Genomic DNA, 19465 nt, shown 5'->3' with positions numbered 1-19465 from the left:
GCCCAGCCTTTTCGCGGAATGTTGCCGGGATAAACCGGCCTCGGGCGGTTACAATGGCGCTCATCCTTTTGCAATGGCTTCCCCATGTCTGATCCCATTCGTCTCTCAAAACGCCTTATCGAACTGGTCGGCTGCTCCCGGCGGGAGGCTGAACTGTTCATCGAGGGCGGCTGGGTCTCGGTAGATGGCGAGATCGTCGACGAACCGCAGTTCAAGGTCAGCACCCAGAAGGTCGAACTCGACCCCGAGGCCAAGGCGATACCGCCGGAGCCCATTACGCTGCTGCTCAACCAGCCCGCCGAACTGAACAGCGAAAGTGCGCTGCCAACCATCACGGCAGCGACCCTGTCCGAAGAGCACCGCTACGGCAAGCGCCCGCTCAAGGGGCATTTCCTGCGGCTATCCTGCGCAGCCGAGCTGCAACAGGGCGCCAGCGGCCTGCAGGTGTTCAGCCAGGACTGGCGGATCATCCGCAAGCTCACCGACGATATCGCCAAGCTCGAGCAGGAATACGTGGTCGAAGTCAGCGGTGACATGGTCGAACATGGCCTCAATCGACTCAACCACGGCGTCAAGTGGAAGGGTCGCGAACTGCCCGCGGTCAAGGCCAGCTGGCAGAACGAAACACGCCTGCGCTTCGCCCTGAAAAACCCTCCACCCGGCCTGTTGGCACAGCTGTGCGCCAGCGTTGGCCTGACGGTGGTGTCGATGCGCCGCATCCGCGTCGGTGGCGTCTCGATAGGCAAGGTTGCGTCGGGTCAGTGGCGTTATCTGTCGAGCAAGGAAAAGTTCTAGGCCGTACTGCCCCATTTTCAGCGTCGCCCTACTGCGGCGCTCATCGATCAGGATATTCACCATGATTCACAACGATGTTCTGCGCAGCGTGCGCTACATGCTCGATATCAATGACGCCAAAGTCGTCGACCTCATCAAGCTTGGCGGTATGGAAGTCAGCAAGGCCGATGTCATCAACTACCTGAAGAAGGATGAAGAAGAAGGCTTCGTGCACTGCCCGGACGAAGTCATGGCGCACTTTCTCGATGGCCTGGTGGTCTTCAAGCGCGGCAAGGACGAAAGCCGTCCGCCGCTGCCGATCGAACTGCCGGTCACCAACAACATCATTTTGAAGAAGCTGCGCGTCGCCTTCGAACTGAAGGAAGACGATATGCACGCCATTCTCAAGGCCGCCGAGTTCCCGGTGTCCAAGCCTGAACTGAGCGCACTGTTTCGCAAGTTTGGCCACACCAATTACCGCCCGTGCGGCGACCAGCTGCTGCGCAACTTTCTCAAGGGCCTGACCCTGCGGGTGCGCGGTTGAGTCGACCATGAGCTATAGCGTCTCGCCGATCGGCTTTGTCCGCTCCTGCTTCAAGGAGAAGTTCGCCATTCCGCGCCAGCCACAGCTGGCGCCGGCTGCGCGCGGCATTCTGGAGCTGGTCCCGCCGTTCGATCAGGGCGATGCGGTGCAAGGGCTCGAACAGGTCAGCCATGTCTGGTTGCTGTTTCTGTTCCATCAGGCACTGGAAGACAAGCCCCGGCTCAAGGTGCGCCCACCGCGGCTCGGTGGCAACAAGTCCATGGGCGTATTCGCTACGCGCGCCACGCACAGGCCCAACGGCATAGGCCAGTCCGTGGTGAAACTGGAGAAGGTCGAGGCCAGCCGGTTGCTGCTATCGGGCATCGACCTGCTGGACGGAACGCCGATTCTGGATATAAAACCGTACGTGCCCTACGCCGACCGGGTCGATGATGCCCGCAACGACATCGCCAGCGCGGCGCCAGAGCTGATCCCCGTGCAATGGAGTGATACCGCCCGGATACAGGCTTACGAGCACGCCATACGCCTTGCAGAGCCTCTGGTGCAGTTGATCGAGCAATGCCTGGCGCAAGACCCGCGCCCGGCCTACCAGACCCCGACGCCCGAGCGCCACTATGGCGCGCAGTTCTGGGACGTGGACGTACGCTGGCATTACCCGCAGCCGGACACGATCAGGGTGCTGGAAGTGGTAGCCGCCCGCGACTGACGCCGAAGGCAAAAAAAACCGCCCGACCAGAAACTGGAGGGGCGGTTTTTTTATGTCGTCGATTTATTTTTCGACGAAAGCACGTTCGATCAGGTAGTCACCCGGCTCACGCATGCGTGGAGAAACCTTCAAACCGAAGCTGTTCAATACTTCGCTGGTCTCATCGAGCATGCTCGGGCTACCGCACAGCATCGCACGGTCGTCCTGCGGATTGATCGGCGGCAGGCCGATATCGCTGAACAGCTTGCCGCTGCGCATCAGATCGGTCAGGCGACCTTCGTTCTCGAATGGCTCGCGGGTCACGGTCGGGTAGTAGATCAGCTTGTCACGCAGTGCTTCACCGAAGAACTCGTTCTGTGGCAGGTGCTCGGTGATGAACTCGCGATAGGCGACTTCGTTCACGTAACGGACACCGTGGCAGAGGATGATTTTTTCAAAGCGCTCGTAGGTTTCCGGGTCCTGGATGACGCTCATGAATGGCGCAAGCCCCGTACCGGTGCTGAGCAGGTACAGGTGCTTGCCCGGCTTGAGGTCGTCCAGCACCAGGGTGCCGGTCGGTTTCTTGCTGATGATGATCTCGTCGCCTTCCTTCAAGTACTGCAACTGCGAAGTCAGGGGACCATCCGGCACCTTGATGCTGAAGAACTCGAGATGTTCTTCCCAGTTCGGGCTGGCGATCGAATAAGCACGCATAAGCGGCCGGCCGTTGGGCTGTTGCAGGCCGATCATCACGAACTGACCGTTCTCGAAGCGCAGGCCCGGGTCGCGGGTGCACTTGAAGCTGAACAGGGTGTCGTTCCAGTGATGGACACTGAGTACACGTTCGTGGTTCATGTTGCTCATGTACGGGGCTCCTGAAGAAAAACGCAGCGCTAACCGAGAGCGCGATTGCGCCGTAGTTTAGAGGCAGCGACAATATCTGTTAAATGAATTATCAAGATATAGGTTATCGGTTATATAGATATGCGATTTACTTTACGTCAGCTACAGGTATTCGTCGCCGTCGCCCAGCAGGAAAGCGTCTCCCGGGCGGCTGGAATGCTGGCGCTCTCGCAATCGGCCGCCAGCACCTCAATCACCGAACTCGAGCGGCAATGCAGCTGCCAATTGTTCGACCGCGCCGGCAAGCGCCTGAGCCTCAATGCCCTGGGCCACCAGCTATTGCCCCAGGCGGTGGCCCTGCTCGATCAGGCCAAGGAGATCGAAGACCTGCTCAATGGCAAGTCCGGGTTTGGCTCGCTGGCCGTTGGCGCGACCTTGACCATCGGCAATTACCTGGCAACCCTGCTGATCGGCAGTTTCATGCAGCTGCACCCGGAGAGCCAGGTCAAACTCCATGTGCAGAACACCTCGAATATCGTACAACAGGTCGCCCATTACGAAATTGACCTGGGTCTGATCGAAGGCGACTGCAACCACCCCGATCTTGAAGTCCAGCCTTGGGTCGAAGACGAACTGGTGGTGTTTTGCGCCCCTCGGCACCCACTGGCTCAACGGGGTCATGCCAACCTGGAGGAGTTGACCCGAGAGGCGTGGATCCTGCGTGAACAGGGGTCCGGAACCCGCCTGACCTTCGACCAGGCCATGCGTCATCACCGCAATGCCCTGAATATCCGCCTGGAACTGGAACACACCGAAGCCATCAAGCGTGCGGTCGAGTCTGGCCTTGGCATCGGCTGTATCTCACGCCTGGCCCTGCGCGACGCGTTTCGCCGCGGCAGCCTGGTGGCGCTGGAAACACCGGAGCTGGACCTGGTTCGCCAGTTCTACTTCATCTGGCACAAGCAGAAGTACCAAACCTCTGCCATGCGCGAGTTTCTTGAACTGTGCCGCACCTTTACCGCCGGCGTTTCACGCAGTTACGACATCGTCCTGCCGAATATTGCCTGACACGCTCTAGAGCAATATGACTGCCCAGACCAGCGCGATCATCGTCATGGCCACGGCTTGTGCGGCGCTGCCCATGTCCTTGGCATTTTTCGAGAGCGGATGGCGGTCCAGGGAAATCCGGTCGATTGCCGCTTCTATCGCCGAATTGAGCAGCTCCACGATCAAGGACAACAGGCACACGGCGATCAGAATCGCGCGCTCGGCGCGACTGACGTTCAGCATGAATGTCACCGGGATCAGTACGACGCTGAGCAGCACCAGCTGGCGGAATGCCGCTTCGCCGGTAAAAGCGGCGCGCAACCCGTCAATCGAATAGCCGGTGGCATTGAGAACACGTTTTAGGCCGGTCTGGCCCTTGAAAGGAGACATAGATAGGCAACTGCAACCATTGGGAAATTGAAAGCTAGTTCAAAACGAGTCAAAAAAGCGTGAAGTCAAAGTGCCTTAACTGCTTGCAATCGATTCGAGTTGTTGCAGCAGCAATGCCGCCTGGGTTCGGGTACGCACGCCAAGCTTGCGAAAAATCGCCGTCACATGGGCCTTGATGGTCGCTTCCGAGACATTCAGCTCGTAAGCGATCTGCTTGTTCAGCAACCCCTCGCAGACCATGGTCAACACGCGGAACTGTTGCGGCGTCAAGCTGGCCAGGCCTTCGCTGGCAGCTCTGGCTTGCGCCGAGACACTGACGGCTTCAAAGGCTTGCGCCGGCCACCAGACATCGCCGTCGAGCACCTTGCGAACCGCGTCCTGAATAACGTCCAGGGAACTGGATTTGGGAATGAAGCCACTGGCGCCGAACTCTCGCGACTTCACCACCACCGACGCTTCTTCCTGCGCCGAAACCATGACCACCGGAATCTGCGGGTATTGCCCGCGCAACAGCACCAGGCCGGAGAAGCCGTAAGCACCCGGCATGTTCAGGTCCAGCAGGACCAGGTCCCAATCGGCCTTCTCGGTCAGGCGGGCTTCGAGTTCGGCAATGCTTGCCACTTCGACGAGGCGTACGTCGGGGCCCAGCCCCAGGGTCACGGCCTGGTGCAGCGCACTGCGAAAGAGGGGGTGGTCATCAGCTATCAGGATTTCGTATGTGGCCATCGATCAAATGATCCTGTTCTGTGCAAGCACGCAAGGAGGTAGGCGCTTGCCGAGGCAACTCAAGGCGTCAGCGGCAGTGCCGAGCGCTAATAGGGCACTAAAAAATCCCTGAAAAAGCAGCGTTCAAGCCTTCTTCGTGCCCGAATCGGCGCCAAGCATGCCGACCCGCAACGGGGTGGTCAAGTTCGAGCCTGCCCCGCGGCGGCCATTGGCCTCCCCAGGCCTCACAGAAAAGCCTTGAGGCGGGTGTGCACTTCGTCCTGTTCGTCGATCGGGAGCTGGAACTTTGCCCCCAGATAATGGCTGCTGAAGACATCCAGGTAGGCATCCAGCGCCTGGGCGGCAGGCTGGTCGTCAGCCAACTCCAGGCACAGCGCAGCGACTTCCGCGGTACAGAAGTGATCGTCGCGCTTGGAGCGTCGCAATTTGTAGCGCGACAATTGTTCAGGCTCAAGGCTCAGTACCGGGAACCGCTCAAGGTAGGGGCTCTTGCGAAACATTTTGCGGGCTTCGTTCCAGGTCGCATCCAGCAAAATGAACAACGGCCGTTTACCGTCCTGGACTGCGACTTTGGTCACCACTCGCCGGGGCTCGACGAACTCACCGGGGAAGACGATATAGGGTTGCCAATGACCCTGTTCCAGCAATTGAAGCAGCCCCTCGTCGACCTCGGTCCGCGACCAGGCGAATGCCGTGGTATCGCTGATCACGTCAGCGATCAACCAGCCAGTATTGCTCGGCTTGAGGGGTTCGACGTCATACATCAGCAGGCATATGGCCGAGCGCGCCGGGACGGTCGGCCGCCACGCACACAGGCAATAGCTGAAAATCACCCGGCAACCGGGACAACGCGGCGCCCTGGCGCCCCGGGCAGTGAAGGGCTTGATGCTGCGGGCCAGACGCTGGTCGCGCAAACGGGAAACGGCATGGCTCATGGGTAGACCCGACCAGGGCAAGAAGGAATCGTCACTGCGTGGACTCGGCAAGGCTGAAGACCTGCCAGTTTACCAGAGCCCCGCCCGCTACAACCGCCCGATGCAGTTTTCAGATAGAACCCCGCCTCCCCGTCCCCTATAATCAGCGCCCTGGCTGCCAGCCATGCAGGTACTGTTGCCTGGCGAATTTCGCCACGAATGAACGCAGCGCCAGGTCGCAGGTCCAATCGCCAGTCACCGAACCAGGAGAGTTTCATGCTGCGCTTTATCGTCCCGTCCATCACCTTGCTGTTAGCACTGCCTTTGGGCGCACAGGCAGCGTCCAAGAAAGACTTCGAACTCAGCAAGATGCTCGACAAAGTGGCCAAGGAAAGCAGCGTGGGCACGCCACGAGCAATCAACGAAGACATCCTTGACCAGGGTTATACCGTTGAAGGCAATCAATTGATCGACCACTTGAGCGTGCGCGAGAGCCACGCACAGAAAATGCGCTCCAATCCCGAAGCGGTGTACTACCAGCTGGGTGCGAGTGTGTGCCGCAATACGGCCTTCCGTCAGTTGATGGATCGTGGCGCAGTGATGGCCTATGAGTTCACCGAGTACAAGACAAATCGCCCGGTCGTTACTCACCGTTTCAAAGCTGCCGATTGCATGGCGAACAAGAAGAAAAAGTAATCCCCCTCGCTCGTTGGCGCGCCGCTGCCCTTCATCGGCGCGCAGCTCAGCGACCCGCGCATGCACATGGCGTGGCTCAAGACTCATTCCTTTCTTAAGCCTGCCTCCCTGCAGCGGGCCATTTCTGCCCTGCCCCCCGGTTAACCGGACACCAGCCAAAACACGATCCCGCCTGACGAGTGGCGCAAGCGCGTGTGCTCTCGTAAAAGTTATTGGCCGTCATAACGTTATGAGTACATGATCAAGTCAGCATAATCATTGCGCAGGGTCTAGATTTACAGAAACTGACTTTCATCTTCCTGGGCAAGTGAGGGGGGTTGCCCCAACATGCTGTGTGATGTGATTGCCATGACATCTCGGACATGAACGCAGGTATCTGTATGGATGAATCACTACGACCCTTGCGGGTCAACTGCAGTGCCCGGGCAGCGGCCGGGGCAGTCAGCGACACATGCAGTGTCGCGGCCTTGGCGAATATTTCGACCGGGCCAAAGGTTCTGATGCAGAAGGAGAAGTTGAATGCCTTACGAACCGAATGAATTCCTGACCAGCCACTTCAAGAACATTGGTATCGACCTCACCAGCAAGGTCGAAGAACAACTTAATCTGGTCGCCCCCAACAGCCCCAATCTTCCGCTGTACCGGGACATGGTATTGACCGTCCTGCGCATGGCGCAGGATGACCGCAACCGCTGGAACGCCAAGATAACCCTGCAGACGCTGCGCGAACTCGATCATGCCTTCCGCGTACTGGAGCAGTACAAGGGCCGTCGCAAGGTCACCGTCTTCGGCTCGGCCCGAACCCCGGTCGAACATCCCATGTACGCCCTGGCCAGCGAGCTGGGTGCAACGCTGGCGCGCTCGGACCTGATGGTAATTACCGGTGCCGGCGGCGGCATCATGGCGGCAGCCCATGAGGGTGCCGGGCTCGATCACAGCCTGGGGTTCAACATCACCTTGCCGTTCGAGCAACATGCCAACGCCACTGTCGAAGGGACCGACAAGCTGTTGCCGTTCCACTTTTTCTTCACGCGCAAGCTGTTCTTCGTCAAGGAAGCCGACGCCCTGGTGCTCTGCCCTGGCGGTTTCGGCACGCTGGACGAGGGCCTGGAAGTACTGACGCTGATCCAGACCGGCAAAAGCCCCCTGGTTCCCGTGATACTGCTCGACGCCCCCGGTGGCAGCTTCTGGCAGGACGCCCTGGACTTCATTCGCAAACAACTGGAAGGCAACCGCTACATACTTCCGAGCGATATGAAATTATTGAAACTGGTCTATGGCGCCGATGCGGCCGTGGAGGAGATCAACCAGTTCTACAGCAACTACCATTCGAGCCGCTGGCTGAAGAGCCTGTTTGTAATCCGCATGCATAATTCGCTTAACGAGGCGGCACTGGCGCATATACAGGAAGCCTTCAAGGACCTGTGCCTGAGCGGCAGCTTCCACCAGCACGCCTACAACGGCGAAGAACATGACGAGCCACAATTCAGCCACCTGGCTCGCCTGGCCTTCACCTTCAATGCCCGCGACCAGGGCCGGCTGCGCGAACTGGTCGACTACATCAACCTGTCGGAAAACTGGGCAAAACCTCAGGCTCCGTCGCAAACACAAACTGCACAACGGTCCCGCGAACCACTCAAGGTAACCTGAAGCCTGCGTCACTGCCCGGCCTGCCCTTCCACATGACTGGAATCGACAGGCCAACCAGCATCAATCGTCCACGCCCCGGCCGCTCAACAAGCGGCCGATCATTTCCAGCGGGTAACCCCGGTAACTCAAGAAGCGCGTCTGCTGGGCACGCTCGCGCTGATCAGCGGGCAAATGCCCGGCAAACTTGCGTTGCCAGGTTTCAGTGAGTTGCGCCTGCCAGTTGAGCCCACTTTCGCGCAGGGCCTGTTCGATATCGCTACGCTGCAAGCCACGTTGCCCCAGCTCTTCACGGATCCGCATGGGGCCGTAACCCGAGCGGGCGCGATAGCTGATAAAGCTTTCCAGGTAACGGGATTCACTCAGAAGCCCCTCGTCCGTCAACCGGTCGAGCGCTTCGTCGATCAATTCAGGCGGGGCGCCGCGCTGACGCAGCTTTCGCGTCAGCTCGACTCGACCATGCTCGCGACGCGCGAGCAGGTCCATGGCAGTGCGCCGTACGGCGACAGGGGTATCGAGCACGGCGGACATAGGCAGGATCAGAAGTTGGCGTCAGCGTCGACCAGGTCGTCTTCGTGAGCCACTTCGGCTACGGCAGCCTTATTGGCTTCAGCACCACCTGTCAGCAGTTTTTCACGGATCTGCTTCTCGAGGGTCGCAGCGATTTCCGGATTATCCTGCAGGAACTTGGCGGAGTTGGCCTTGCCCTGACCGATCTTGCTGCCCTGGTAGCTGTACCAGGCACCGGATTTCTCCAGCAGGCCATGTTGAACGCCCAGGTCGATGATTTCACCGTTCAGGTAGATGCCCTTGCCGTACAGGATCTGGAACTCGGCCTGACGGAACGGTGGTGCCACCTTGTTCTTGACGATCTTGACGCGGGTTTCGCTGCCCACGACCTCATCACCCTCTTTCACCGCGCCAGTGCGGCGGATGTCCAGACGGACCGAGGCGTAGAACTTCAGTGCGTTACCACCGGTGGTGGTTTCCGGGCTGCCGAACATCACGCCGATCTTCATGCGGATCTGGTTGATGAAGATCACCAGGCAGTTGGCGTTCTTGATGTTACCGGTGATTTTACGCAGCGCCTGGGACATCAGGCGGGCTTGCAGGCCCACGTGCATGTCACCCATTTCGCCTTCGATCTCGGCCTTGGGCACGAGTGCGGCAACGGAGTCGATGATGATGACGTCAACAGCATTGGAACGCACCAGCATGTCGGTGATTTCCAGCGCCTGCTCGCCGGTATCCGGCTGGGAAACCAGCAGGTCGTCGACGTTCACGCCCAGCTTGCTGGCGTATTCAGGATCCAGTGCGTGCTCGGCATCGACGAAGGCGCAGGTCGCGCCGGCCTTCTGGGCCTGGGCGATCACGGACAGGGTCAGCGTGGTTTTACCCGAGGATTCCGGGCCGTAGATCTCGACGATACGACCTTTTGGCAAGCCGCCGATGCCCAGCGCGATGTCCAGACCGAGGGAACCGGTAGAAATGGCCGGAATGGCCTGGCGATCGTGATCGCCCATGCGCATGACCGCGCCTTTACCGAATTGACGTTCGATCTGACCCAGGGCCGCAGCCAAGGCACGCTTCTTGTTGTCGTCCATTGAAGTCCTCACGTAATCAATAAGGCCTGACGGCCTGAACACCTGTATAAGTAGCCAGTATTATTCCACAGGGTTTGACGCACGCCTACCCCCGATTCGTGATTTCTCCTGCTGCAAGGTGTAACAGCCCCTCTAGCGCGGCCCTGACCGTTTGTCGGCGCACCTCGTCGCGCCCTCCGGGGAACAACCGCCGCTCGCTGGTGACCTTGTCGCCTGCGCCAAACGCCAGCCAGACAGTACCCACCGGTTTTTCCGGCGAGCCGCCGTCGGGCCCGGCGACGCCACTGACGGCCACGGCGAAGTGCGCCCCGCTGTTGGCCTGGGCGCCGCGCACCATGGCTTCGACCACCTCGCGGCTGACCGCGCCAACCTGGCCGAACAACTCGCCCGGCACGCGCAGCTGAGCAGTCTTCTGGGTATTGGAATAGGTAATGTAACCGGCTTCGAACCAGCCCGAGCTACCGGGTATGCGCGTGATGGCCTCGGCGATGCCGCCGCCGGTGCAGGATTCGGCGGTGGTGACGTGGGCGTTGAGGGTAAGCAGACGTTCGCCGAGGGTAGTGGCTAGCTGGGTGATGGGGTCCATGAGCGCTCCAGAGACAGGTTCTGGTTGCCTACCGTACACGAGGCGAGCCGGCTTGCAACCAGGCATCCTAGACCTCGATCAGGTGCTTGAGTGGGTGGTAAGTCGCCTTGAGCGTGGCAGCGACGTCGAGAATGGCCTTTTCGATACCATTGAGGTGCAGGCAGGTCAGTTCAATCGCCGCGCCCTGGTTACCGGCTTCGATGTACTCGATCAGGCGCAGGTGCTCGTTATCGCGGCAAGCATCATGGCGGCCGTCATCGAAAGCTGCCGCATAGAGCGAGGCCCTTGAAATCAGCTTGCGGAACCAGTCGAGCAAGATCGGGTTGTTCAGGGTTTCGGCCAGTTTGATATGGAATTCCCCGAGCAGGTGGATCAGCCGCTCGTGGTCGCCATTTTTCGCCGCCTCGACTTCGAGCAACAAGTGGTCACGCAGGTCGCGGGTAGCTGCCGTATCGCGGCGGCGACACAATTCACTGACGACGCCGATCTCGACCAGGCGCCGGGTTTCGAACAACAAACGAATCTCTTCATCGCTGGGCAGCGACACCCAGGCCCCCTTGTTGGGCTCGGTCGAAACCAGCCCGTCCGCTTCCAATTGCTTGAGCGCGGCACGCACGGACGTGCGGCTGACGTTGAAAAGCTCCGCCAGCGACGTCTCGCCCAACTTCATGCCAGGGCGCAGGGTGCGCTTGCTGATCGCCTCGTAAACCCCTTGGTAGACGCGGTCGACTGTGGTTTCCAGCTTTTTCTCAGTCATTCAAAACTCCTTGCTTACCGTGCAGCCATCGAAAAAGCAGGTTGCGCGGCCAGAATAATCCGGGTATTTCTAGATTGCATCCAGAATATGCATACAAAAATAAGAGGAATGCACCATTATGGAACACAGAGCTTCTGTCGAAGTGCAATGCGTTTCAAAACGCTATACCGACGACCCTGATGTGGCACCCGCTCTCGACGAGGTGTCGGTCAATATCGCGCACAACGAATTCTTCACTCTGTTGGGCCCCTCCGGTTGCGGCAAAACCACCTTGCTGCGCACCATCGCCGGCTTCGAGCATGTCAGCAGCGGCGAGATCCGCATCGGTGGGCAACGGGTAAACGACCTGCCGCCCTTCAAGCGCCGGGTCAACACTGTGTTCCAGAGCTATGCGCTGTTTCCGCATATGACTGTCGCCGAGAATATAGCCTTCGGCCTGGAGATGCAGGGCCTTGAACGCAAGGCCATTCCAGCACGGGTCAAGGAAATGCTCGCCCTGGTACAGATGGAACACCTGGCGCGGCGCAAACCCACCGAGCTCTCCGGCGGCCAGCAACAACGCGTGGCCCTGGCCCGCGCACTGGCGCCCAAGCCCGACGTGCTGCTACTCGACGAGCCATTGTCGGCGCTGGACCTCAAGCTGCGCAAGGAAATGCAGGTCGAACTCAAGCGCGTGCAGAAAGAGGCCGGTATCACCTTCATCTTCGTCACCCACGACCAGGAAGAGGCGTTGACCCTCTCCGACCGCATCGCCGTGATGTCCGCCGGCAAGATCCTGCAGATCGGCGGCCCGAACGACATCTACGAGCGCCCACAGCATCAGTTCGTTGCCCACTTCATCGGCGATATCAACTTCCTTCCCGGCAACCTCAAGCGCGACCGGGACAATCAGGGGCTGTTCCAGCCTACCGGCCTTGCCGTGGAAATCCCCTGCAACCCTGCCCCACGATTCGATCGCGGCCCGGTGCAACTGGCTTTCCGCCCGGAGCGCTCGAAGCTGGTCGATCCTACGCAACCCCACCATCTGCGCGGCGTGATCGAGGCGGTCCTGTACGTGGGTACGGCGACTCTGTACCAGTGCCGCCTGGGCAACGACGCGAAGGTCATGCTGCGCGAGAGCAACGAGGGCCTCAATGGCGCCCGCGCCGTCGGCGAGACGGTTGCCGTGCACCTGCCGCCCCATGCCTGCCTGTTGATGGAGGCCTGAGATGAGCGTCAGTACCACGTCTGCGGCCACGAGCCGCTTGCTGTTACTCAGCCCGGTCGTACTTACCCTGCTGGCATTGATCGCTATCCCCCTCGGGATCATGGGCTATATCAGCCTGTTGCCCCGCAACCTGTACGGCGGTGTCGACTGGCAGGCCGACTGGCAGTTGCAAAGCTATGTGCAGCTGTTCTTCCAGGAGGGTTTCGACGGTGAACTCGAACTCAACTGGGTCTATGCCCAGGCACTGCTGCGCTCGGTCGCCCAGGCCGGCGGCACCACGGTGCTGTGCTTTCTGTTCGGCTTCCCGGTGGCGCTGTGGATGACCAGCCTGGCACCGCGCCAACGCAGCCTGATGGTCTTGCTTATCACTATTCCGTTCTGGACCAATCTGCTGATTCGCAATTACGCCTGGTTGATCATCCTGCGCGAGCACGGCTGGATCGCCCAAAGCCTCAACGCCCTGCTGCCCCAGGCAGGCGGCATCACCCTGCTGTACAACGATTTCGCGGTGAGCGTCGGCCTTGTCTATAGCTTCCTGCCGTTCATGATCCTGCCCATTTACTCGACCCTGGAGAAGCTCGACTGGCGCTTGGTCGAGGCCGCTTACGATCTGGGTGCCAACCGCTGGAAGGCCCTGCGCCGGGTCATCCTGCCGCTGTCGATGCCAGGCGTGATCGCCGGCGCCTTGCTGGTCTTCGTCCCCAGCCTGGGCGCCTTCATTACCCCGGCAATCCTCGGCGGGGGCAAGACGCTGATGATCGGCAACCTGATCCAGCAGCAGTTCGGCACGGCGCGCAACTGGCCATTGGGCAGTTCGTTGTCGTTCCTGCTGCTCGGCATTCTGATGCTGGCCCTGGTGCTGTATGCCCTCTATAGCCGCAAGGCTGCCACGACCACCCGCCGGGGAGCTGCCGCATGATTGCCCTGCACCTGAAAAAACTACCGCTGACTCGCGAAGCCAGCCTGCTGATCCTGGCCTACCTGTACCTGCCGATCTTCGTGCTGATCGCCTACAGCTTCAACGCCAACCGTTCGGCTACGGTGTGGACCGAGTTCTCCTTCGCCTGGTACGGGCGCATCCTGGCCAACCCGTCGATCCAGACCGCAGCGCTGAACTCGATCATCGTCGCCGGGATCGCCACCGTCTGCGCCACCGTTATTGCCCTGCTCGCGGCACTGGCGACCTACAGGCCATTCTACGGGCAGAAAATGGTCGAAGGCGGTATCAACCTGCCGCTGATCCTGCCGGAAATCGTCACGGCCGTGGCCACTCTGCTGTTGTTCATGGCCCTGGGGATCAAGCTTGGCTTGCTGACAGTGATCGTTGCCCATATCGGCTTCTGCATTCCGTTCGCCTATTTGCCAATCCGCGCGCGGTTGAATGATCTGGACAAGAGCCTGCTGGAAGCTGCCAACGACCTGTATGCCAACCCCTGGCAATGCTTTCGCCGGGTGACCTTGCCGCTGTTGTGGCCGGCGGTGCTGTCCGGTGCCGTGCTGGCGTTCGTGGTCAGCCTGGACGATTTCATCATGACCTTCTTCGTCGCCGGGCCCGGCTCGACCACCCTGCCGGTCTACATCTTCTCGGCGATCAAGTCCGGAGTAACGCCCGAGATCAACGCTATCTCGACCCTGATGCTGGTGATTTCCATCGTGCTGGTCGTGTTGTCCTTCTGGCTGGGACAGCGCGGCAAGGCGCCGACCCGCTGAATGTTCGTCCTTCAATTGCTGTGGAGTGCAAGACCATGATGTTGAAAGCCCTGCGTTACGGTATCGCTGGCCTCACCCTGAGCTGTCTGACCACCTTCTGCGCCCAGGCGCAGGAGCCCAAGGAATTGTTCTTCTACAACTGGACCGACTATTACCCGGTCGAGCTGCTCGGCAAGTTCGAAAAGGAGACCGGGATCAAGGTCACCATGGACGGCTATGACAGCAACGAAACCCTGCTGGCCAAGTTGCAGGCCGGTGGCGCGGCCTACGATGTAATCGTGCCGTCGCAGTCGATCATGCGGACCCTTATCGAGCAAAACCTGCTGCTGCAAATCGACGCATCAAAACTCGCTAATTTCCAGAACGTCAAACCGGCTTTCCGCGATCCGTCCTTCGACCCCGGTCGCAAATTCTCTGCGCCCTACCTCTGGGGTTCGACGGGTTTTTCCTATGACAGCGCACGCGTACCCGGTGGCAAGCTGGACGACTCCTGGAAAGAGTTCTTCGAACCACGTCCAGAAGTCAGCGGGCAGCTTGCCGCCCTCGACACCTCGAGCAGCGTGATCAATGCCGCCAGCCATTACCTGGGCGTCGACGAGTGCAGCGAGAACCCGCAGGACGCCAAGCGTATCCTCGAGCTGCTGCAGAAACAGAAGCCGCACCTGAAGATGTACAGCTCGGACAACACCGTGGACCGCATGGCCAGCGGCGAAGTCATCATGATGCAGAACTGGAACGGCTCTACCGCTCGCGCCACGCTGCAGAAGAGCACCATCAAGTACGTCTACCCGCGCGAAGGGCTGGCCATGTTCCAGGATAACTTCGCCGTACCGAAAAGCGCGCCGCATCCAGACAATGCCAAGGTCTTTATCGACTGGATGATGAAACCGGAAAACGCCGCCGCCGTCTCCAACGCCATTGCCTATGCCAACGGCATCGAGAGCGACAACCTGCTCGACGCCAAATGGAAGGTCATGGACGCCATCAACATGCCTGAAGAGTTTGCCTCGCGCCTGCGTCCGGAAAAGGAATGCAGCAACAAGGCGCGTGAACTGCAGGACCGCATCTGGTCACGGCTCAAGGGCTGATTCGACTCACGGCCGCTGCGGGCGGCCGCTTCCATGACTTCGAGGTTTGCCATGAATGACTCACGCTGGCTGCGCAATGTTCGCCCTTATGGCGGCGCAGCCGAGGATTTACGCATCCAGGCCGGTCGAATTGCCGAGCGCAGGCCTGCCATTGCGGCACCATTGGCTGCGGGTGATATCGATGGCCGCAACCAGCTGCTGACACCGGCGCTGGTCGAAAGCCACGTCCATCTGGACAAGACCCTGTGGGGCCAGCCTTGGCGCGGCAACAGCGCCGGGCCGACGCTCAAGGACTACATCGCCAATGAGCGCCGCGTGCTGCGCGAAATCGACGCACCGATCGCCGCACGGGCCGGCGCACTGCTGGAGAACTGCATCGCTCGCGGCTCGCTGCGCATGCGCTGTCACGTGGATATCGACCCCGAGTTCGGCCTGCGCCACGTCGAGGCCATGCTGCAGTTGCGCGAGCGCTACCGTGATCTGATCGACCTGCAGCTGGTCGTGTTTCCACAAACCGGCCTTATCAGCCGCCCAGGTACCGCCCAACTAATGCGCGAGGCTATGGATCTTGGCGTGGAGAATGTCGGCGGACTGGACCCTTGTGGCATCGACAATGACCCCATCGCCCAGCTCGACTTCGTCTTCAACCTGGCTTGCGAATTCGATCGCGGCATCGATATCCACCTGCATGACAAAGGTGAACTCGGCCTCTGGCAGATCGCCCTGATCGCCGACTACACGGAACGCTTCCAGCGTCAGGGCAAGGTCATGATCAGCCACGCCTACTGCCTGGGCATGGCGCCCTGGGCCCAGGTCCAGCTGCTGGCCGAACGACTTGCAGCCCTTGGTATATCGCTGATGAGTTCAGCTCCAGCCGACTGCGCAGTGCCGCCCTTCCTCGCCTTGCGCGACGCCGGGGTCAACCTGTGCCTGGGGTCGGACGGTATTCGCGATGCCTGGTCACCGATGGGCAACGGCGACATGCTCGAGCGCGCGATGCTGCTGGCCTTTCGCTTCGACCTGAACAAGGACGAGCAATTGGCGGCGGCTTTCGCGGCCGCCACGGTCAATGGCGCACGCGCCCTGGGCCTGGACGACTATGGCTTGGCCCTCGGCCAGCCCGCCGATTTCCTCTTGCTGCCGGTCGAGACACTCGGTGAAGCCGTGGTCGCCAGGCCGCAGCGCCAGGTATACCGCGCCGGCAAACTGATCGCCGAACAGGGTCGCCTGCTGGAAAGCCGCCTGTGAACAGGGTCCGGAGAATCGGTCTCAGGGCCAGCTGCGTGGTCGGCTTCGACGGCCGCCAGCACGTGCTATGGCGAGATGGCGAGGTGGTGTTCGAGGGCTCGCGTATCCTCTTTGTCGGCCGTGGCTTCGCCGGGCCGGTGGACCTGTGGGTCGACCATGGCAATGCCCTGATCGGCCCGGGCTTCATTGACCTGGACGCGCTCGGCGATCTCGACTCCACCGTGCTGACCCTGGACAACGGCGACGAACGCGACATGGGCCGGATGTGGTCGCAGGAGTATCTGGCTGCCGGCCCACGCGAGAGCTACAGCGCCGAAGAGGAAGTCTTCAAGTACCGCTATGCCTTCACCCAGCTGATCCGCAATGGCATCACCACGGCCATGCCGATCACCTCCATGTACTACCGCGAGTGGGCCGAGACCTACGACGAGTTCGCGGCAGTGACCAGTGTCGCCGCCGAGCTGGGCCTGCGCACCTACCTCGGCCCCTGTTACATGAGCGGCATGAGCTACTGGCGCACTGACGGCAGCCTGGCCCAGCACTGGGACGAAGGGCGTGGCCTGGCCGGCCTGGAGGCTGCCGAGCGCTTCTTTGCCGACTTCAATGGCGCTCACGGCGATCTGATCCGCGGCGCCTTGTTGCCGGACCGCATCCAGACCTGTACCCCGGCGCTGCTGCAACGCACCGCAGCCCTCAGTCGCGAACTGGATGCGCCGATGCGCCTGCATTGCTGCCAGTCCCCCAGTGAATTGGCGCTGGTGCGCGAGCTGCGTGGGTATTCGCCGCTCGCCTGGCTGGAACGACTGGACCTGCTCGGCCCTCGCAGTTTGCTGCCCCACGGCATCTATACGAGTGGCGACGACGACCTGCAACGCCTGGTCGACGGCGGTGCCAGCCTGGTGCATTGCCCGGTGGTATTCGCCCGCGACGGCGAAGCGCTGGACTCCTTCGGCCGCTATCGCGCCAAAGGCATCAACATCGCCCTGGGCACCGACACCTGGCCGGCAGACCTGCTGGACAACATGCGCCAAGGCCTGAACATTGCTCGTATCAAAGACGGCAGCGCCGAGCACACCAGCGCTCTGGATATGTACAACGCAGCGACCCTGGGTGGCGCCAGGGCCCTGGGCCGCGACGATATCGGTCGGCTGGCGCCGGGTGCCAAGGCCGACATTACCGTGTTCAGCCTGGACGGCCTGCATCTGGGGCCGCTGTTCGATCCGTTGAAAAACCTGATGCTGGCCGGGCGCGGCGACGACTGCGTCGCCAGCTACATCGATGGCCGCTGCGTAATGCGCGATGGCCAGGTACTTGGCGTCGATTACCCAAGCCTGCAACGCCAGGCCCAGCAGCAATTCCATACCCTGATGCGCAGCCATGCCGCACGCGCCTTCGGCCAGCCGGACTGGCGCAGCCTGTTCAAGCCAGCCATCCCATTCGCCGACGACTACAGCATCGCCATGCCCTTGAGCGCGGTGAGCAGCCCACGTGATTGAAACGCCCCTTTAGAGAAAACTGCCATGCATAGCTTCGACTTCAGCCAACTGAGCCCACGCGAGAAATACAAGATTCTGATCGGCAGTGTGGTGCCGCGTCCTATTGCCCTGGTGACCACGGTGGATGCCGAGGGCCGGGTCAATGCCGCGCCTTTCAGTTTCTTCAACGCACTGTCGGCCGACCCGCCGATCCTTGCCCTGGGCGTGGAAAACTACAGTGACCAAAGCCCCAAGGACACCACGCGCAATATCCAGCTCAACCAGGAATTCACGGTCAATATCGTCTCCGATGCGCTGGTGGAGGCCATGAACGTCTGCGCCGTGCCGTTCGCCCCGGGTTTCGATGAACTGACTGCCGCAGGCCTGACGGCCATTCCCGGCACCCGGGTCAAATGCCCACGCATCGGTGAAGCGCCGGTGGCCCTGGAGTGCCGGCGGATGATGGCGCTGTCGATCGGACAGTCCCGCGAGATCATCCTCGGCGAGGTGGTCATGGCCCATGTGCGCGATGAATTGATCGATCCGAAAACCTTGTACATCGATCAGCTGGGCCTGGATGCCATTGGCCGCATGGGGGGGCATGGCTATGCCCGTACTCGCGACTATTTCGACTTGCCGACGCGCTCGCTGGAGGCCTGGAACGAAGTGCCCGGTGGTGGGGAGCGTTTTTGGCCGAATGTCAGGTAAGTTGGCCTGGGAACGAGAACCAGCATCTGGATCCGCCCTGCGCTGCCGCATTGACACTCCGGCTCTCACGATCGCATAATCCTCCCAAAACGGGAGAGCCAACAAGGCATGAGAGTTATCGCGAAGCGGACACTCAAGGAGTTTTGGGAAAGACCAGGATGCACCGACGCCGAACGACCGCTCACCGAATGGCACAACATGATGCTCAAAGCCATTTGGACCACGCCCCAGGAGCTGAAGGCCGAAATAGGCACGGCAAGCATCATCAAAGGCGGCAGAGTCGTTTTTAACATCGCCGGCAACAAGTATCGACTGGTGGTGGCCATCAAATACGACCTGCAGATTGCGTGGGTCAAATTCATTGGCACTCACCCCCAGTACGATCAAATCGACGTGGAGACCGTGTGATGAACCTGAAACCGATTCGAAGCGAAGACGAGCTCAATGCCGCTTTTGTTCGCATGGAAGAGCTTTGGGGGGCGGAAGCAGGATCACTCGAAAGCGACGAGCTCGAGGTTCTCTCCATCCTGATCGAAAAATATGAAGATGAGCATTATCCGATTGCGCCATCGGACCCTATCGAGGCGATCAAATTCAGGATGGAACAACAAGGGCTGAACGCCCGGGACCTGGAACCTTATATCGGTACCAGCGGGCGTGTTTCAGAAGTGCTGAACCATAAGCGCTCCCTGAGCCTGGCGATGATTCGGCGTCTTCATGCCGGCCTTCGAATCCCCTACGAAAGCCTTCTTGGCGAGACCTGATACCTCTCGCCTCAAACGAAACCGCAGATCAGCAAGCTCCTTGAGATCCGCG

General features: G+C 60.5%; 23 protein-coding genes. 15 read left to right on the top strand and 8 right to left on the bottom strand.

All coding sequences use genetic code 11. The annotated features are described in order from the left end of the window. The first annotated feature begins 84 nt into the window (after positions 1-84). The 3 genes from NVV94_RS06350 to tsaA all read left to right on the top strand — a co-directional run bounded on the left by NVV94_RS06350 (position 85) and on the right by tsaA (position 2024). Entirely contained in the window at positions 85-795 is a 711-nt protein-coding gene (locus NVV94_RS06350; protein ID WP_258446380.1) for an rRNA pseudouridine synthase, read from the top strand. Between the two features lie 61 nt (positions 796-856). Beyond that, positions 857-1318 (top strand): DUF1456 family protein, encoded by a 462-nt coding sequence (locus NVV94_RS06345; protein WP_258446379.1) that lies wholly within the window; start codon positions 857-859, stop codon positions 1316-1318. A 7-nt stretch (positions 1319-1325) separates the two neighbouring features. Further along, a complete protein-coding gene (gene tsaA / locus NVV94_RS06340; protein WP_258446378.1) occupies positions 1326-2024 on the top strand; it encodes a tRNA (N6-threonylcarbamoyladenosine(37)-N6)-methyltransferase TrmO in 699 nt (232 codons plus the stop codon). A 63-nt stretch (positions 2025-2087) separates the two neighbouring features. Here the strand turns inward: tsaA and NVV94_RS06335 are convergent, their stop codons facing one another. Then, positions 2088-2867 (bottom strand): ferredoxin--NADP reductase, encoded by a 780-nt coding sequence (locus tag NVV94_RS06335; RefSeq protein WP_258446377.1) that lies wholly within the window; start codon positions 2865-2867, stop codon positions 2088-2090. A 120-nt stretch (positions 2868-2987) separates the two neighbouring features. Between NVV94_RS06335 and NVV94_RS06330 the strand changes: the two genes are divergently transcribed. Next, the gene (locus NVV94_RS06330; protein WP_258446376.1) at positions 2988-3914 is read left to right on the top strand and encodes a LysR family transcriptional regulator; all 927 of its coding nucleotides are present in this window, start codon (positions 2988-2990) and stop codon (positions 3912-3914) included. 6 nt (positions 3915-3920) lie between these two features. Here NVV94_RS06330 and NVV94_RS06325 read toward each other — a convergent pair whose 3' ends face one another. From NVV94_RS06325 to NVV94_RS06315, 3 genes are all read right to left on the bottom strand, one after another. Beyond that, positions 3921-4283 carry a diacylglycerol kinase gene (locus tag NVV94_RS06325; RefSeq protein WP_258446375.1) on the bottom strand — a complete coding sequence of 121 codons (363 nt, stop codon included), beginning with the start codon at positions 4281-4283 and terminating at the stop codon, positions 3921-3923. Positions 4284-4358: 75 nt separating this feature from the next. Next, entirely contained in the window at positions 4359-5009 is a 651-nt protein-coding gene (gene erdR / locus NVV94_RS06320; RefSeq protein ID WP_258446374.1) for a response regulator transcription factor ErdR, read from the bottom strand. A 224-nt stretch (positions 5010-5233) separates the two neighbouring features. Next, positions 5234-5944 carry a tRNA-uridine aminocarboxypropyltransferase gene (locus tag NVV94_RS06315; RefSeq protein ID WP_258446373.1) on the bottom strand — a complete coding sequence of 237 codons (711 nt, stop codon included), beginning with the start codon at positions 5942-5944 and terminating at the stop codon, positions 5234-5236. A 255-nt stretch (positions 5945-6199) separates the two neighbouring features. Here NVV94_RS06315 and NVV94_RS06310 point away from each other — a divergent pair, with 255 nt between their 5' ends. Both NVV94_RS06310 and NVV94_RS06305 read left to right on the top strand, forming a co-directional pair. Then, positions 6200-6619 (top strand): quorum-sensing-regulated virulence factor family protein, encoded by a 420-nt coding sequence (locus NVV94_RS06310; RefSeq protein ID WP_258446372.1) that lies wholly within the window; start codon positions 6200-6202, stop codon positions 6617-6619. Between the two features lie 519 nt (positions 6620-7138). Further along, positions 7139-8269, top strand: a complete 1131-nt coding sequence (locus NVV94_RS06305) for an LOG family protein (protein ID WP_258446371.1) — start codon at positions 7139-7141, stop codon at positions 8267-8269. Positions 8270-8329: 60 nt separating this feature from the next. On the opposite strand, the gene recX is transcribed toward NVV94_RS06305, so the two are convergent. The 4 genes from recX to NVV94_RS06285 form a co-directional block, all read right to left on the bottom strand. After that, positions 8330-8797 (bottom strand): recombination regulator RecX, encoded by a 468-nt coding sequence (gene recX / locus NVV94_RS06300; protein ID WP_258446370.1) that lies wholly within the window; start codon positions 8795-8797, stop codon positions 8330-8332. Between the two features lie 8 nt (positions 8798-8805). Beyond that, positions 8806-9870, bottom strand: coding sequence for a recombinase RecA (gene recA / locus NVV94_RS06295; RefSeq protein ID WP_258446369.1), 1065 nt, complete (start codon positions 9868-9870; stop codon positions 8806-8808). Between the two features lie 85 nt (positions 9871-9955). Then, a complete protein-coding gene (locus NVV94_RS06290; protein WP_258446368.1) occupies positions 9956-10456 on the bottom strand; it encodes a CinA family protein in 501 nt (166 codons plus the stop codon). 67 nt (positions 10457-10523) lie between these two features. After that, positions 10524-11213 (bottom strand): GntR family transcriptional regulator, encoded by a 690-nt coding sequence (locus NVV94_RS06285; RefSeq protein WP_258446367.1) that lies wholly within the window; start codon positions 11211-11213, stop codon positions 10524-10526. Between the two features lie 118 nt (positions 11214-11331). Here NVV94_RS06285 and NVV94_RS06280 point away from each other — a divergent pair, with 118 nt between their 5' ends. The 9 genes from NVV94_RS06280 (at position 11332) to NVV94_RS06240 (ending at position 19413) form a co-directional block, all read left to right on the top strand. Next, positions 11332-12420, top strand: a complete 1089-nt coding sequence (locus NVV94_RS06280) for an ABC transporter ATP-binding protein (protein ID WP_258446366.1) — start codon at positions 11332-11334, stop codon at positions 12418-12420. Position 12421: 1 nt separating this feature from the next. Then, positions 12422-13339, top strand: a complete 918-nt coding sequence (locus NVV94_RS06275; RefSeq protein WP_258446365.1) for an ABC transporter permease — start codon at positions 12422-12424, stop codon at positions 13337-13339. Continuing rightward, positions 13336-14130, top strand: coding sequence for an ABC transporter permease (locus NVV94_RS06270; RefSeq protein ID WP_258446364.1), 795 nt, complete (start codon positions 13336-13338; stop codon positions 14128-14130). The genes NVV94_RS06275 and NVV94_RS06270 overlap by 4 nt, the downstream gene beginning before the upstream one ends. 35 nt (positions 14131-14165) lie before the next feature. Beyond that, positions 14166-15218 (top strand): extracellular solute-binding protein, encoded by a 1053-nt coding sequence (locus NVV94_RS06265; RefSeq protein WP_258446363.1) that lies wholly within the window; start codon positions 14166-14168, stop codon positions 15216-15218. Between the two features lie 51 nt (positions 15219-15269). Beyond that, positions 15270-16466 (top strand): amidohydrolase family protein, encoded by a 1197-nt coding sequence (locus NVV94_RS06260; RefSeq protein ID WP_258446362.1) that lies wholly within the window; start codon positions 15270-15272, stop codon positions 16464-16466. Further along, on the top strand, positions 16463-17962 hold the full coding sequence (locus NVV94_RS06255) for an amidohydrolase family protein (RefSeq protein WP_258446361.1): 1500 nt from the start codon (positions 16463-16465) through the stop codon (positions 17960-17962). The genes NVV94_RS06260 and NVV94_RS06255 overlap by 4 nt, the downstream gene beginning before the upstream one ends. Before the next feature lie 24 nt (positions 17963-17986). After that, positions 17987-18649 carry a flavin reductase family protein gene (locus NVV94_RS06250; protein WP_258446360.1) on the top strand — a complete coding sequence of 221 codons (663 nt, stop codon included), beginning with the start codon at positions 17987-17989 and terminating at the stop codon, positions 18647-18649. Between the two features lie 108 nt (positions 18650-18757). Next, positions 18758-19057: a type II toxin-antitoxin system HigB family toxin gene (locus NVV94_RS06245; protein WP_258446359.1), complete on the top strand. Its 300-nt coding sequence runs from the start codon at positions 18758-18760 to the stop codon at positions 19055-19057. After that, positions 19057-19413 (top strand): type II toxin-antitoxin system HigA family antitoxin, encoded by a 357-nt coding sequence (locus NVV94_RS06240; RefSeq protein ID WP_258446358.1) that lies wholly within the window; start codon positions 19057-19059, stop codon positions 19411-19413. The genes NVV94_RS06245 and NVV94_RS06240 overlap by 1 nt, the downstream gene beginning before the upstream one ends. Positions 19414-19465 lie beyond the last annotated feature (52 nt).

Source organism: Pseudomonas sp. LS1212 (genome assembly GCF_024741815.1).
Lineage (GTDB): Bacteria > Pseudomonadota > Gammaproteobacteria > Pseudomonadales > Pseudomonadaceae > Aquipseudomonas.
The sequence above is the reverse complement of the archived record's forward strand: the minus strand, read 5'-3'. Positions and strand labels throughout refer to the sequence as shown.